The organism is Nocardia sp. CA-128927 (assembly GCF_050955855.1).
Taxonomy (GTDB): domain Bacteria; phylum Actinomycetota; class Actinomycetes; order Mycobacteriales; family Mycobacteriaceae; genus Nocardia.
The window spans coordinates 8,591,266-8,606,704 of record NZ_CP192087.1; the positions used below are offsets into that span (position 1 = coordinate 8,591,266).

Sequence of the window (15,439 nt, forward strand, 5' to 3'; positions counted from 1 at the left end):
AGCCTCCACCCTAAGCAGCGGCCTCACCAACTGTGGTGCGAACCAACGCCTTCGATACCGCGGTCGAGGCTCGTCGGCCGGATCGCCGATCGAAGTGTCCGTACAGGTCGACTGTGGTCGTGATCTTCTCGTGCCCGAGGTGTCGTTGAACGTCGGTCAACTCGGCGCCGTTGTTGATCATCCAGCTAGCGCAGGTGTGCCGAAGATCGTGCGGCCGAGGCTTCTTGCCGACCTCGGCCTCGAACTTCAACACCAGCGGACGCCAGCATTTGTTGTGGAACAGCTGGCTCGAGATCCGCCCACCCGCCTCGGTGGAAACGATCAGATCGTTGGCCTTGAGCGTGCCGAGATCGAACCCGTCCAGACCCTCGCTCGGGACGTTGATCGTACGAATGCCCGCCTTGGACTTGGGATCGCCGAGCAGCTGCTCGGCCGTACCCGTGTACTTCCACGCGCGAGCGATACGGCACAACCAGTCGCTCTCGTGCTCACGATCCCTGATGACGTTCCGCTTACGCAACGCGGTGTACTCACTCCACCGGCACCCGGACAGGACCAGGAACCGGACCGTCGGCTTCCAACGCTCAGGCGTGAGTTCGAGCAGACGGTCGAACTCCTCGGGCTCGAGAAACGTGGGCTCGTAGGTCCTTGGTGGAAGGTCGGAATCTTCGCAGGGGTTCCACGGCATCAAGCGCCGGCGCACCGCGAGCTTGAGGCACGCGCTCAGAACACCGTGCTTGTTGGCGATGGTCTTGCCCGCCGAGCCGTCGGCCTCCATATCCGAAACCCAGTCCTGGACAATGGAATTCTTCTCCGCGTCCGCCTCGCACAACATGATCAGCGGCAGATCACCCATGTACGGGTAGATATCGTTCTCGAAGTAGCTCAGGTACTTGTCGGTCGTGCCCTTTTGCTTGCCCGTCAGACTCTTGAGATAGGTCGGCGCGAACGTGCGCAGCGTGACCACCTTCGCCGCGCGTGCGGCCTTCTCGGAGGCGAGGATCTCGCGCGCCTTGTCCGGCCCTACCTTGTCCAGGATCGCCTTCCAGGCGAGCGCGGCGCCGTGATCGACGAACGACTCTGAGGTCTGGACGGTCTTCTTGCCGGTTTGCGGGTTGACGACACGAAAGAGAATCTGCGTGTAGGACGATCCGTCGTCGTGAGTCTCGACTCGAACGCTCGACATAGAAACGGCTCCGTTCAGAGCCACTCAACACCCCGTGTTGTCCCCCGGTTGTCCCCCGACGTGAGGTCAGTTTGTTGATGGCTCTTGTTGATGACGACCTGTTAGTCGTAACATCATAGCCCTGACCTGCACGTACGTGGTGGAGCTAAGGGGACTCGAACCCCTGACCCCCACACTGCCAGTGTGGTGCGCTACCAGCTGCGCCATAGCCCCGAGTGGGTTGCCTTCAGGTTTCCCTGACTGCCTGAACGAAGTTACACCACGGGTGTGGTGGCGGCCAAATCGCGTTGAATCGGGGGTGGCGGTGGAGGGTCGACGGTCGTACACTCGAACGCATGTTCGAAGGAAGCGATCTCTCGGTGCTGGACTTTCAGGCCATGAGCGATGAGGGGCTGATCGACGCCCTTCGGACTGCGCATGGGGCTTCGGCGGCCGCACAGGCGGCGGAGGTGTTCGCGGTGCGCGAGTTGTATCGGCGGCATCGGGCGGCGAGTGCGGAGCCGGGGCCCGGTGGGGTGCGGGCCGGTGAGTTCGCGGCGACGGAGGCCGCGGTGGCGTTGCAGGTCGACGAGGGGTCGGCGGCCGCGATGATCGATGTCGGTTTGGCGCTGGAGGATTGGTTGCCGCGTACGCGGGCGGAGTTCGCTGCGGGGCGGGTCGATCTGGCGAAGGTGCGGGTGATCATCGACAGCACACGTGCGGTGGACAGGGGTGCGCTCAGCGAGTTGGAGCCGCGGTTGCTGGAGACCGCGGAGCGAACCACGCCGGTGCGGTTGCGACAGGCGGCGCGGCGCTGGGCGGCGCGGTTGGATCCCGGTGGGGCGCAACGGCGGCGGGAGCGGCGGCAGGATGATCGGGACGTCCGGATTCGGGCGATGCAGGACAGCATGGCCGTGTTCGACGGGTTGCTGCCCGCACCGGGCGCGCAGACGGTGGCGATGCGGCTGCGGGAGATGAGTTTGCAGGTGTGCGCGTCGGATCCGCGAACGATGCCGCAGCGACGGGCCGATGCGCTGGTGGCGTTGGCCGACGGGTCGGGGCAGTTGCGGTGTGCGTGTGGGCGCGGTGCGCGATGTCCGAAAAAGGATGTGGCGGAAGCGCCGCGGCGGCCGTTGATCCAGATCGGGATTCCGGCGGACACGTTGCTCGGAATGCAGGACGCGCCCGCGTTTCTGGCGGGGTATGGACCGATCGATGCCGCGTTGGCTCGGATACTCGCGGAACATGCTCGGTTCCAAGTGATTCCGGAACGACCGGAGGCCGACGATCAGGTCGCCGCCGAACAGGTCGCGAGGTCGGCGGCACCGCGTCTGGATCGGGAAGTGCGGGCGTTGGACGGGATGTGCCGGTTCCCGGGGTGCACGATTCCCGCCGCCGAATCCGAGCTGGATCCGTCGCGCGCCGACGCGGCGGTACTGTGCGCCCGCCATCACCGCTTGAAAACGTTGGCAGACAACAAGAAAGTGCCGTGGGAGACTTGGTTGGCCGACCCGGATCGGTTGCAGTGGACCGCGCCGACCGGTGACGTGCACACCACCTCCAGTGAAGGCGCCCGATATCTGTTCCCGCACAAGGACATCGACGTGCCGGCCAGCCCGAAAGAGAGTGCAGCGCAGACAGCACCTGCGAGCAACCTCCCCGACGACATCGCCTACCCATTCCGCGGCCACGTCCTGGTCCACCGCCAACTGTGCCGAATCACCCCGGAAGACGAAATACCCGATGACGCAACAACTCCCGCGATCAACCGAGCGTACTGAACCGGCGGGACCGACGAAATGCGGAAATCAGCTCACACCATCGAGCAGCCGCTCCCCACTGACCAACTGAAAACTCGACGCGCGGCGGTCCCGGCCGACTGGGGAAGCAGGACCGCGCCGTCGAACCGGCCGAGCCGTCGACTGGTGGAGTCGGCGGCTCGGCCGCACAACTCGACGCGCGGGTGCAGGGGGATCTCAGCCCGTGCCGTCGAACGGGCCGGGCCGTCGGGTGATGGATGCGACGGTCCGGCCCTCCGACCAACCGAATGCTCGGCGGTCCGGCTGACTGGGGACGCCGGACACCCCGCCGGGCGGGCCGAGTCTTCGACGGGTTCGTCGGCTCGGCCCCCGAACCAACCGAATGCTCGGCGCCGGTGGTCCCGGGGATCTCCTGGAGTCGGATCGCCCACGTCGAGCGGGCCGGGCCGCGACAAGGTGGTGTGTCCGGCCCGGCCCCACCCGAACTCAGCTTGTGATTTAACCAGTGCGAGCCGGTGGTGTGACCCCGGTTGATCATGCAAGCAGCCCTTGGCTGATGATTCCTGTTGCGACACAAGGAACTTCAGACAAGGGCTGCATTGATCAGTATGACCGATGGCGGGCGCGGCAGCGCGCTCGGGGAACTTGTAGCGTTCCGGCAGGGCTTTTATGACTGCCTGACCGCGCGGGCGGATGCGTTGTTCGAGCTGTGCGAGGCGGTGCTGTGCACCGACGGGCCGGTCCGGTCGCTGGTCGGGTTGTCCCTCGCGCCCGAACACCGCCGCGGACACGGTGCCCTCTACGACGCGGTGAACCACGGCAAGGTCGAAATCGAACGTCTCCGAACGGCTTTGGCCGGTGTGCGGTTGCCGAGGGCGGCCGGTGGGCGCCTGGTGATGGCCGTCGACGTCTCACCATGGTTGCGTCCGGATGGCGCGACGTGCCCGGATCGGTCTTTCTGCCACACCTACGGACGTGGCCGCAACGAGCATCAGATGATCCCCGGCTGGCCGTACTCGATCATCGCTGCCCTCGAAACCGGCCGCACCTCATGGACCGCGCCGCTGGATGCGCAGCGATTGGCACCCGGCGCCGACCTCGCCGCGGTGACCACCGCCCAGATCCGCGACCTCGCGCAGCGGCTTATCGCCGCCGGTCAGTGGCGCGAGGAGGACCCGCGCATGCTGTTCGTGCTCGACGCCGGCTACGACGCCCCGCGCATCGCCTACCTGCTGCGTGATCTGCCGGTGCAGATCCTGGCCCGCATGCGCTCAGACCGGGTGCTGCGCCGCGCGGCCGGAGAACACCGACACAACCCGGCCGGCGGACGCCCGCCCAAACACGGGGCTGAGTTCGTGTTCAAAGATCCCAGCACCTGGGGCGGTGAGGACGTCGTGACCAGCACCGACACCCGCCTCTACGGAACCGCGGCCGTCCAGGCGTGGGATCGTGTTCATCCGATGCTGACCCGCCGCTCGGCCTGGAGTACTCACGAGGGCGAACTGCCGATCATCGAAGGCACCGTGATCCGGCTACGGGTCGAGCATCTGCCCAGCGGCGGGGTGAACAAACCGGTGTGGCTGTGGTGGTCCGGGGTCGAGGCCACCGCCGACGATGTGGACCGATGCTGGCGAATGTTCTTGCGCCGCTTCGATATCGAGCACACATTCCGCATGTGGAAACAAACCCTCGGATGGACCCGCCCGCAGTTGCGCGACCCGCAAGCAGCCGACCGATGGACCTGGTTGACCTTGGTGGCCTACACCCAGCTACGGCTGACCCGGCCACTCGCCGAAGACCTACGACGCCCGTGGGAGAAACCCGCTGAGCCACAAAGACTTACACCAGCAAGAGTGCGGCGCGGGTTTCGCTACATCCGCACGAAGACCGGATCTCCCACGGCTGCACCGAAACTCACCCAGCCGGGTCCAGGACGCCCCACGGGCTCGAAAAACCGCCAGCGCGCCACCCGTCACGACGTCGGACTCATCCTGGCTACCGGCCAGGCGCACACCCGCCCCACCCACCACAAGAAGGGCACCAAGCCGAGGCGGGCAGGTTAAATCACAAGCTCAGGACTTGATAGCGATCCCGCCGACGATGATTTCCTCGACGAGCGTCAGCTTGTCGCGCACGATGCCGTCCGGTCGCCAATACGACAGCGGCACCAAACCCGGCTCCACCAGTTCGCAACCGCGGAACAGGCGGATGATCTCCTCGCGGGTCCGGAATCGCCCGGTGCCGAGGAAGTCGAGGAACGACTTCTCCAACGCGCGCGATTCGTCACCGGTATCGAGGAAGTGGGTGATGAACAGGTGACTGCCCACGGGCACGGCATCCAGATAACCGTCGACGACACCCTCGGGATCCTCGTCGTCGTGCAGGTGATGCAGCATGCCGACCAACATGACGGCCACCGGTTGCGAGAAATCGATCATCTTCTGCACGTCCGGATGAGCCAGCACCGCGGCGGGGTCGCGCAGATCGGCGGTGATGACGCGCGTCTGACCGTTCTCCCCGAGCAGCGCCCGCCCGTGCGCCAACACGATCGGGTCCTTGTCGACGTAGACGACCTTCGATTCCGGCTGCAACGCTTGCGCGACCTGGTGGGTGTTTTCCATCGTGGGCAGCCCGGCACCCAGGTCGAGGTACTGCGTCAGGCCCGCTTCGCCGGCCAGATAGCGAACCCCGCGACCGAGTACCGCCCGATTCAGTTTGGCCAGTTCATCGACCTCGGGCATGGTCTCGCGCAGATGCTCGAGCACGAGCTCGTCGGACGGGTAATAGTCCTTACCGCCGAGTAGCGCGTCATAGACTCTCGAGATACTCGGCTTCGACACGTCGAACTCGACTGGGGCCGACTCGGAATTCGTCATCGTTCATCCCTTTACGCGCGATACTCGGACACTTGACCGCTTTCGAAAAGCCTAGCCACGCAGGTGGATGTCGCGCGGCGCAATTGGCCGATCCGTGTCAAGTCGACATCAGCGGGTGAGCACGTCCACCCAGTCCTCTTTGCTGACGTCGATCTTGGTCTTGCCGTCGAACACCGACGGCGTGGCCGCGGAGCCGCCGAGGAGCGCTTCGAGTGCGTCTGTGGTGGTTTTCGCACTGGTGTGGGCCGCGTCGACCTTGGCACCGGTCGAGACGCACTGCAGCACCGATTCCGGGGCGCCCGCGATCCGGGCCTGCGCGGCGAGTTCGTCATTGCTGAGGTCCGCACCGCCTTCACTCGGACGCTTGGTGGTGAACAGTTCCGTATGGAACTTAGCGTATACCGGGCCCGAACCGCCTTCTGCGACACACTGATTGGCGGCTATCGCGCGCGTTGAGTAGTCCTTGCTCCGCGAGCGGGCATCGAGGAAGTTGACCAGCCGGTAGCGCACCGCGAGCTTGCCCTCGTCGATCTTCTGCGCGATCTCCTGACCGTAGACGCGCTCCATGTTGCCGCAGGCGGGGCAGATCGGGTCCTCGAAGATGTCGATCGTCTTCGGCGCGGCCGGCCTGCCGAGCAAGATCGAACCGTCCGGCTCCAACATCACGTGCACGCCGGGGTCGTGCGCGGACCCGTACCCGTCGTTCCGCACGCTCACCTCGTCATGCCCATTGCGGATCGCCACGAAAACGATCACCGCGATCAACGCGAGGGCGACAGCGCCCAACGCGTAGGTGGTCTTGCTGGACATGGGCCGCGGGGTGTAGTTCGAACGCGATTCGCTCACCCCAACACTCTGCCGCAACCACGCCACGCCCCCGCCGCCAACCCCCACCCGCTGCGAACCTCCGCACACCTGGGTCCGCCTGCGCATAGCTGTCGAACCGCTGACCGCTATGCGCCGAATGAAGGGCATATGTGAAGCCGCTGCGCCGCCAGCACGCTCTCAGTGCACGCAGCGAGAGCCCCGCGCACGCATTGGCGCCCCGCGCCCAATTCATCCAGCAATTCCGTGCGCAGCAGGCAAACCTATGCGCGGCCGAGCCGACCCACGCACCGGACGGAGGGCGAGTAGCACGGCCGAGGCGCACTCAATGCGGAAGCCGGGCGCTCGAATCCGCCGCGCAGACATTCGCGCCCCGCGCGCATTTCGGCCAGCGGATTGGTGCGCAGCAGGCAAAATACGTGCGCGGACGGGCCGACGCACGTATCGGCCGGAGGGTGATTAGCACAGCCCGAGGTGTACTCACAGCGGAAGCCGGGCGGATCTGCCGCGCCGACATCAGGGACCCGCGCGCGATTCATCCAGCAATTCCGTGCGCCGGAGGCAATTCCGTGCGCAGTTCCCACCGCTGCCCGCTGCGGCGCAACAACCTGGACGCGCCCGACGTAATGCGCGCTAGTTACCGCGAAATCGAGTCGCGGGCAGTCGGCTCGGTGTCCGAAGGAGTCGGTCCTGCGTGCCGCGCCGGGCGGCCAGAGCCGAGAGCATCGCCGTCGACCTGCCCGGCAGCAGGCTCCGCGATCGGCGGCACCGGACTGTCGGCACTGGGCGCGCCTGCCACCTCGTTCACCGCATGGTCGACCTCGGCATCGTGGACCGCGAGCTGATGATCAGCCCCGTCCGCACCACAGATGTGGTCGCATTCGTCTTCCACAGCCCGCTTGCGCGACGGCTCTTCCCGTTTACGCGACGGCTCCGGCACAACTGCCCAGCCCACCGCCGCTACGGCGAGCAGCCCGCCGGTGACCGCGAGTGCGAGACCGTACGACGCCTGCTGCGCCAGTGCACCCACCGCGACCGGACCGAGCACGGTCCCGAGATCCGCCGCCATCTGGAACCCAGCGAGCACAGGCCCACCGCGGGCGTTCGGCCCGATGATGTCGGCGACCGCGGCCTGCTGGGTCGGCGTGAACAACCCCGCACCGAGACCGGCCACGAACGAGGTGCCGAGCAACCACGGCAGCGTGTCGGCGACGCCGAGACCAGCCGTGCCGAGCGCGCAGATCAGCGACCCGGTGATCAGGAAGGGCTTGCGCCCCCAGCGATCCGAGTACCGACCGGCCAGGAACAGCACCGCGACATTGCCCGCCGCGAACACGGTCAACGCCACCCCCGCCATGCCCGGCGTCTGATGCAACACCTCGACGACGAGCAACGGCACCAACGCCATCCGCACACCGAATATCGCGGCCCCGTTGGCGAAGTTCGACCACAGCACCGCCCGATACTCCGACCGCGCCCACGCTTCCCGGAACGACATCATCCGCACGCCGCCAACGGGTTCCGGCGCGGCCAGCTGCGAATTGCGCAGCGCCAGATAGACGGCGCCGGTCACCAAGAGCAACGCGACCGCGTAGATCACGAACGGCATCCGCAGGCCGAGCCCGGACAGCGCCCCGCCGACCATCGGCCCGCTGACGGACCCGATCAGGAAGCCGGTCGACCACAGCCCGGACACCCGCCCGCGCGCGGCGGGCGGCGACATCCGGATCACCAGCGCCAGCGACGACACAGTGAACATGGTCGACCCGATCCCGCCGAGCGACCGCAAAACCATCAGCTGCCAATAACTTTGGGCCAGCGCGCTGGCGCCGGTGGACACCGCGACGATCAACAGACCGCCGAGATAGACCGACCGCTCCCCCAGCCGCTGCACCAGCCGTCCGCTCACCGGCGCGAACAGCAACCGCATCAACGCGAACGCGCTCACGATCGCCGAGGCCGCCGCGACGCCGACTCCGAAGCTGCGGGCGAACTGCGGCAGGACCGGCGCGACCAGCCCGAAGCCGATGGCGATGACGAACGCGCCGCCGACCAGCACCCAGATCTCGATAGGCAGTGGCTCCGCCCGGCCGTTGGACCGTGCCGTGCCGACTGCCCACGATCTACTCACCGGCTAGCGCCTGTCCCACCACTTCCTCCGCGGCCGCCTGCACCTGTGCGAGGTGCTCGGGACCGTGGAACGACTCCGCGTAGATCTTGTACTTGTCCTCGGTGCCGGACGGCCGGGCGGCGAACCACGCGTTCTCGGTGGTCACCTTGAGCCCGCCCAGCGGCGCGCCGTTGCCCTTCGCCCTGGTGAGCACGGACGTGATGGGCTCACCGGCGATCTCCTCGGTGGTGATCATGTCCGGAGTCAACTTCGCGAGTAGCGCTTTCTGTTCCGTCGTCGCGGCGGCGTCGATCCGCGCGTAGGCGGGACTGCCGTAGCGGCGTTCGAGTTCGACGTAGCGCGCCGACGGGCTCTGGCCGGTGACCGCGGCAATCTCGGCGGCGAGCAGCGCGAGCAGGATGCCGTCCTTGTCGGTGGTCCAGACGGTGCCGTCCATCCGCAGGAACGACGCGCCCGCGCTCTCCTCGCCACCGAAAGCGAGGCTGCCGCTGAACAATCCGGGTACGAAGAACTTGAAGCCGACGGGCACCTCGTGCACGTCGCGGCCGAGCACGCTGACCACTCGATCGATCATCGACGAGGTCACCACCGTCTTGCCGATCTTGGTGAGCGCGTCCCAGCCCATCCGGTTCGCGACGAGGTATTCGATGGCGACCGCGAGGAAGTGGTTCGGGTTCATCAGCCCGCCGTCGGGAGTGACGATGCCGTGCCGGTCCGCGTCGGCGTCGTTGCCGGTGGACAGGTCGTAGTCGTCCTTGATCGCGATCAGCGAGGCCATCGCGTAGCGCGAGGACGGGTCCATCCGGATCTTGCCGTCGCTGTCGAGGGTCATGAATCGCCAGGTGGGGTCGACGAACGGGTTGACGACCTCGAGCTCGAGGTCGTAGCGCTGCCCGATCTCTTCCCAGTAGTCGACGCTCGCGCCGCCCATCGGGTCGGCGCCGAGCCGGATGCCCGCGCCGCGAATCGCGTCCAGGTTCAACACATTCGGCAGGTCGGCGATGTAGTGGTCGAGGTAGTCGTAGCGCTGGACGTTGGTCTCCAGCGCGTGCTGCAGCGTGGTGCGCTTGATCCCGGCGAGCCCGCTGCGCAGTAGTTCGTTGGCGCGCGCGGCGATGGCGTCGGTGGCGGTGTTGTCGGCCGGACCACCGTGCGGCGGATTGTATTTGAAGCCGCCGTCGCGCGGCGGGTTGTGCGACGGGGTGATCACGATGCCGTCGGCCTGGTTCCGGGTGCCGCCCCGATTGTGGCGCAGCACAGCGTGACTCAGCGCGGGCGTCGGGGTGTACCGGTCGCGGGCGTCGATCATCGCGGTCACGTCGTTGGCGGCGAGCACCTCGAGCGCGGTGACCATGGCCGGCTCGGACAGCGCGTGGGTGTCCCTGGCCAGATACACCGGACCGGTAATCCCGCGGGTCGCACGGTATTCCACGATCGACTGGGTGATCGCGAGGATGTGCGCCTCGTTGAACGCGGTGTCCAGGCTGGAGCCGCGATGTCCCGACGTGCCGAAAACTACCTGCTGCGCCGGATCCTCCGGATCCGGAATCCGGCTGTAGTACGCCGTGACCAGATGTGCGATGTCTTCCAGGTCGGTGGGACGCGCGAGTCGCCCTGCTCGATCATGGGCCATGCTCGGGTCTCCCTTCCGTATCGGCTGCGCCCTGCTCGTCATCAGGATCATGGCCACAACCACTGTGTCGTAGCCGCGGCGACGAAGACCGCGATCAGGCCGCGAAAGCCCGTACCGGTGGTGGCCGGCAGCCGGTTGCCCGCAGCCGCGCCGACCGATCCACCGAGCAGCGCCGAACCGACAATGTTAACGGTCGGCGTCCGCAGCGGCAGCAGAGAACCGAAACGTGCTGGTACGACACGGTCTACGCGGTGCGGCACGGGCGCGCCGCCGAGCGGCAGGGTCATCGGGCGGCTCCCTGCCACAGCTCCAGTGGCGAGAGGGCGACGTTGAGGGTGGTGAACAGTTCGGCGTTCTGCTCGACGAAGGCGCGCAGTCGGGCGGGTTCGTCGACGAGCATCAGCACCAGCGGCAGATGGTCGGCCATGTCCAGGACGCGCGTGGTGTGGATACGGGAAGCCGCACCGTATCCTTCGATGCCGCGCCACACGCTCGCACCGGCCAGGCCGGTGTCGCGGGCTCGCCGGATGATCTCGTGATACAGGGGCGTGTGCCGCCATTTGTCGTCCTCGTCGAGCAGCACCGTCAGTCGCGCCGCGGGTTGCCACTGTCCTGCTTCTCCCACTGCCTGGCCCCCTTCCGTCGTGCCGTTGACCGCCGAGCGGTTCCAGTTGTCCAACCCAGCGACGCCACCACCGTTCCCCCCGGGACAGCCGGGCGCGTGGACCGCGGCGCCCGATTCGAGCAGTCTACGAACCTCGCGAAGGTAGGTGGAAAAGGTGGTGAAGCCGCCGAGCACTCCGATACCGAGAAAGGGGCGTAGCAGTCTGTGGGCTACCCACACCTCGGTGATCAGAACCATCAGAATCCCGATAGCAAAGCATCCCATGACATTTACCGCGCGGGTCGTCCAGGGGACCAGTCCCTGCCACGTCAGCCGCCGCGCGCCGATGCCATAGCCGGCCCGCGCGCCGATGCCGCCGCCGAGCGAGATCCCTTCGAGCACCATCGGTTCGATCAGCAGGGCCACCCCACCTGCCGACCTCCCGCGCCGAATGCCACCTGCGCAATGTTATCGGTTGGACCGGTCGGTCCGTTCAGCCGGACCCATCGTTCCGGACACTACGAACAGCGTTGTTCATTGACATCTGCCCGAGTTCCGCGTACGAATGGCCTGAAGGTTTGGCCGAAGTTGCCTCCACCCCTCACTCACAAGGTCGGAGCAACGATGGCGGCACAGCGGGCACAACCGAATGCGCACCCGGAGACGGCGGAACCGAGCCCACCGGGGCGTCAGCAAACCTCAGGCAGACGGCAGCTAGCCGTCGGCCGTACTCTGCGTCGACTCTCGATCGTGGCACTCGCGACGGCCTCGGCCGGGCTCGGACACCTCGCCCCCGCGACGGCCGCACCGATCTATCCGGTACCCGACGGCGACGGCTTCTACAGCGCGCCGCCGGATGTCGCGAACTTCCAGCCGGGCGACGTGATGCGCAGCAGGCAGGTGCCCGCGGCCGGATTCCCCGGCGCGACGGCCTGGCAGCTGCTCTACCGATCGACCAATTCGGCCGACGCGCCGATCGGCGCGATGACCACGCTGCTGCTGCCGCCGGGTGGCGGCATGAACCGCCCGGTCGTGTCGTATCAGCCGTTCGTCAACTCGCTGGGCATGCAGTGCGCGCCCTCGCACAGCATCTTCAACGGCACCATGCAGGAGGGGCCCGCGCTGAACGCGCTGCTGGCCAGGGGCTGGGCGGTCGCGGTGCCCGATCATCTCGGACCGACCAGCGCCTACGGTGCCGCGCGGCTCGGCGGCAGGCTGACCCTCGACGGCATTCGCGCCGTAAAGCGTTTCGGCCCAGCCGATCTCGGCGGTAGCCCGGTCGGCATGGCCGGTTACTCGGGTGGCGGCATGGCGACCGGATTCGCCGCGGCGCTCGCACCCGAGTACGCACCGGAGCTGCCGATCGTCGGCGCGGCCCAGGGTGGTGTCCCGATGAACATCGGCAAGCTGGCCCAGGACGTCGGGTTGCAGCGCAGCCCGCTGTTCGGCCTCGGCTTCGCCGCCGCCATCGGGCTGGAGCGGGAGTACCCGGCCGAGCTGCAGATGGACCGGATCCTGAACCCGGCCGGTTACGGCCTGCGCGACCAGATCGCCAACGCCTGCACCAACCAGATCATCGACGCGGGCGCGAACAAGAGCTTCAGCGATGTCTTCTACGGCGCGATGGATGCCGACCCGACGGTGGTCCGGATCCTGCACGAGAACAGCATCGAGATCTACCCCGGCGTCCCGCGCACCCCGATCTACGAATGGCACGGCGCCAACGACCAGGTGTCACCGCAGCTCGTGCGGGATGTCCTCGGCCGGTACTGCAGCCAGGGTGTCCGCGTTCAGCTCGACATGATCCCCGGCGCCGACCACGGCACCGCGATCGCACCGGGCGCGATGAACGCGTTCAACTACCTCGGCGACCGCTTCGCGGGTCTCCCGGCCCCTAGTAACTGCTGAGCAGAACGCAACACTCGAGGCCTCGGCGACCAACCACGCGCGAGGCCATCGAGCGCCGTTCGCGGCCCGTCTCGCGTCCGAGTGGTCGAAGCGCATGCGCCGCAGGCGCGAGTCTCGACCACTCGGACGCGAGACACCCAGGGGCCGCGAACACGCCGCGCCCGCGCGGCCAAAAACACAGCGCCCGCGTTCATCGTTGAACGCGGGCGCTGTGTCGTTCGAGCGGAACGTCAGTGCGCGAGCACCGGCTCGCCCTCAGACGGCACCGGCACCGTGTTCGGCATCAGCACCGCGGTGATCACCGCGCCTGCCACGAAGATCGCTGTCGCCCACCAGAAGCTGGTGGTGTAGCTCTCCACCGCGGACTGCGCGACGGTCAACGGATCCTGCCCACGAGTCGACAGGTAGTTCGTCGCGGCCGAGGCGGCGATGGTGCTGAGCAGCGCCGTGCCGATCGAGCCACCGACCTGCTGGCTGGTGTTGATCATCGCCGAGGCGACACCGGCGTCCTCGTGATGCACCCCGGAGGTCGCACCCTGGAACGCGGTCGACATCGCACCACCGAGGCCGAGGCCGAGCAGGATCAGCGCGGGCAGGATGTGCGAGGAGTACCCGGTGTCCAGGCCGATCTGGGTCAGCCAGGCCATACCGCCCGCGGCGATCAGGAAGCCACCGGCCATCACGATCTTCGGGCCGACCTTCGGCAGCAGCAGCGACGGCACCGTGGTCGACGACAGGACCATGCCCGCCACCATCGGCAGGAACGCCAGGCCCGTCTTGATCGGCGAGTAGCCCATGCTCAGCTGCATGTAGTAGGTGAGGAACAGGAAGATCGCGAACATCCCGATGCCCATGATGAACACGGTCAGGAACGAGCCACCGCGGGTGCGGTCCAACACGATGCGCAGCGGCAGCAGCGGATGCGCGACCCGCGTCTCCAGCCAGGCGAACACGCCGATCAGCACCGCGCCACCGATGAGGAAGCTCAGCGTGACCGGGTTGGTCCAGCTGGTCGACTCGGCGTGCGAGAAGCCGTACACGATGCCGAACAGCGCCGCGGTCACCACGATGGTGCCGGGGATATCGAGCTTGGGTCGGTCGGTGGTCACGTGCTTGGCCAGCAGCAGCACCGCGCCGACCAGTGCGACGGCAGCGAATGCGAGGTTGACGAACATCACCCAGCGCCAGTTGGCCCACTCGGTGAGCATGCCGCCGAGCAGCAGGCCGATCGCGCCGCCCGCACCCGCAACCGCACCGAAGATGCCGAAGGCCTTGGCCCGCTCACCCGGTTCGGTGAAGGTAACGGTGAGCAGCGACAACGCGGCCGGAGCCAGCAGCGCGCCGAACACACCCTGCCCGACGCGCGCCGCGACCAGCATCTCGAAGCTGGTGGCCGCGCCGCCGACCGCGGAGGCGCCGGCGAAGCCGATCAGGCCGATGATGAAGGTGTTGCGGCGACCGAAGAGGTCACTGAGCCGCCCGCCGAGCAGTAGCAGGCTGCCGAACGCGAGCGCGTAACCGGTGACCACCCACTGCCGGTCACCATCGGTGAAGCCGAGGTCACGCTGGGCGGCGGGCAGGGCAATGTTCACGACGGTCGCGTCCAGCACGACCATGAGCTGCGCCACGCCGAGGACGGCGAGCACCCACCAACGCAGGGCGTGCGAGCCGCGACGGCCCTGGTCCGTTTTAGCGGGGGCGGGTGCCCCACGGTCGAACGTGGTAGTCATGTGTCCCCTTTGTCTCAAGTATTGATGCGGAGTTGACGCCTCCGGTTACCGTAAGAAGCTACCACCATAACGGAGAGAACGCCTCCGCTTAATCCCGATACTTGATAGGATGTGAGTGTGAATCACGCCACGGCCCTTTCTCCACCCCGGCGCCTGCGTGCCGATGCCGCCCGAAACCAGCAGCGGATCATCGCCGCCGCGCGCGAACTCTTCGCCGACCACGGACTCGAGATCACCCTCGACGACGTCGCCGAACGCGCAGGGGTCGGCGTCGGCACCGTCTACCGCCGCTTTGCCAACAAGAAAGAACTGATCACCGAGGTCTTCGAACAGAGCATCAGCGAGTTCGCCGAGGCGGCCGACAATGCCTTGCGGCACGCCGATCCCTGGTTCGGACTCGTCGAGTTCTTCGAGTACGCCTGCCGGCACATGGCGATGAACCGCGGCTTCAGCGAAGTGATGCTCGAGCTCGAAGACGATGTCGACCGGTTCGTCGTCGTCCGCGACCGGATCAAGCCGACCGTCATGGCCATCGTCGATCGAGCGCGCGATGCGGGCGTGCTCGCTCCCGGCATCGAGCCGTCCGACTTCTTCGCGCTGATCCACATGGTCGACGGCATCGCCGAGTTCGCCAGGCCGGTCAATCCCGACGTCTGGCAGCGCTACATGGCCATCGTGCTCAACGGCGTGCGGGCCGACGGCACGCCGCCCCAGCAGCTGCTCGTACCACCGCTGAACGACACCGAGGTGGAGCAGGCGAAAGGCGCGTGCGCGGGACGCAAAAGGTAACAACTACGTTATTAGCAG

12 protein-coding genes and 1 tRNA gene are annotated in these 15,439 nt (G+C 67.1%); 4 read left to right on the forward strand and 9 right to left on the reverse strand.

All coding sequences use genetic code 11. The features are described 5' to 3' along the window. Positions 1 to 10: 10 nt before the first annotated feature. Entirely contained in the window at positions 11 to 1,186 is a 1,176-nt protein-coding gene (locus ACQPW1_RS39870; protein ID WP_433658091.1) for a tyrosine-type recombinase/integrase, read from the reverse strand. Between the two features lie 137 nt (positions 1,187 to 1,323). Then, positions 1,324 to 1,399, reverse strand: a tRNA-Ala gene (locus ACQPW1_RS39875). 122 nt (positions 1,400 to 1,521) lie between these two features. On the opposite strand from ACQPW1_RS39875, the gene ACQPW1_RS39880 reads away from it, so the two are divergent. Beyond that, positions 1,522 to 2,946, forward strand: coding sequence for a DUF222 domain-containing protein (locus tag ACQPW1_RS39880; protein ID WP_433658093.1), 1,425 nt, complete (start codon positions 1,522 to 1,524; stop codon positions 2,944 to 2,946). A gap of 587 nt (positions 2,947 to 3,533) precedes the next feature. Next, entirely contained in the window at positions 3,534 to 4,988 is a 1,455-nt protein-coding gene (locus tag ACQPW1_RS39885) for an NF041680 family putative transposase (RefSeq protein WP_433658095.1), read from the forward strand. A 9-nt stretch (positions 4,989 to 4,997) separates the two neighbouring features. On the opposite strand, the gene ACQPW1_RS39890 is transcribed toward ACQPW1_RS39885, so the two are convergent. From ACQPW1_RS39890 to ACQPW1_RS39915, 6 genes are all read right to left on the reverse strand, one after another. Beyond that, positions 4,998 to 5,801: an SAM-dependent methyltransferase gene (locus ACQPW1_RS39890; RefSeq protein WP_433658097.1), complete on the reverse strand. Its 804-nt coding sequence runs from the start codon at positions 5,799 to 5,801 to the stop codon at positions 4,998 to 5,000. A gap of 108 nt (positions 5,802 to 5,909) precedes the next feature. Next, entirely contained in the window at positions 5,910 to 6,647 is a 738-nt protein-coding gene (locus tag ACQPW1_RS39895) for a DsbA family protein (protein ID WP_433658098.1), read from the reverse strand. A 616-nt stretch (positions 6,648 to 7,263) separates the two neighbouring features. Continuing rightward, positions 7,264 to 8,757 (reverse strand): MFS transporter, encoded by a 1,494-nt coding sequence (locus tag ACQPW1_RS39900; RefSeq protein ID WP_433658100.1) that lies wholly within the window; start codon positions 8,755 to 8,757, stop codon positions 7,264 to 7,266. Then, positions 8,750 to 10,390 (reverse strand): phosphoglucomutase (alpha-D-glucose-1,6-bisphosphate-dependent), encoded by a 1,641-nt coding sequence (pgm, locus tag ACQPW1_RS39905; RefSeq protein ID WP_433658102.1) that lies wholly within the window; start codon positions 10,388 to 10,390, stop codon positions 8,750 to 8,752. Before pgm ends, ACQPW1_RS39900 begins: the two co-directional genes overlap by 8 nt. A 47-nt stretch (positions 10,391 to 10,437) precedes the next feature. Continuing rightward, positions 10,438 to 10,677, reverse strand: a complete 240-nt coding sequence (locus ACQPW1_RS39910) for a hypothetical protein (protein WP_433658104.1) — start codon at positions 10,675 to 10,677, stop codon at positions 10,438 to 10,440. Then, complete coding sequence (locus ACQPW1_RS39915; protein WP_433658106.1) at positions 10,674 to 11,420, reverse strand: DUF190 domain-containing protein; 747 nt, start codon at positions 11,418 to 11,420, stop codon at positions 10,674 to 10,676. The genes ACQPW1_RS39910 and ACQPW1_RS39915 overlap by 4 nt, the downstream gene beginning before the upstream one ends. A 306-nt stretch (positions 11,421 to 11,726) precedes the next feature. Here ACQPW1_RS39915 and ACQPW1_RS39920 point away from each other — a divergent pair, with 306 nt between their 5' ends. After that, positions 11,727 to 12,902 carry a lipase family protein gene (locus ACQPW1_RS39920; RefSeq protein WP_433665460.1) on the forward strand — a complete coding sequence of 392 codons (1,176 nt, stop codon included), beginning with the start codon at positions 11,727 to 11,729 and terminating at the stop codon, positions 12,900 to 12,902. 230 nt (positions 12,903 to 13,132) lie between these two features. Here ACQPW1_RS39920 and ACQPW1_RS39925 read toward each other — a convergent pair whose 3' ends face one another. Beyond that, positions 13,133 to 14,632 (reverse strand): MFS transporter, encoded by a 1,500-nt coding sequence (locus ACQPW1_RS39925; protein ID WP_433658108.1) that lies wholly within the window; start codon positions 14,630 to 14,632, stop codon positions 13,133 to 13,135. 117 nt (positions 14,633 to 14,749) lie between these two features. On the opposite strand from ACQPW1_RS39925, the gene ACQPW1_RS39930 reads away from it, so the two are divergent. Then, on the forward strand, positions 14,750 to 15,421 hold the full coding sequence (locus ACQPW1_RS39930) for a TetR/AcrR family transcriptional regulator (protein ID WP_433658109.1): 672 nt from the start codon (positions 14,750 to 14,752) through the stop codon (positions 15,419 to 15,421). Positions 15,422 to 15,439: the final 18 nt, after the last annotated feature.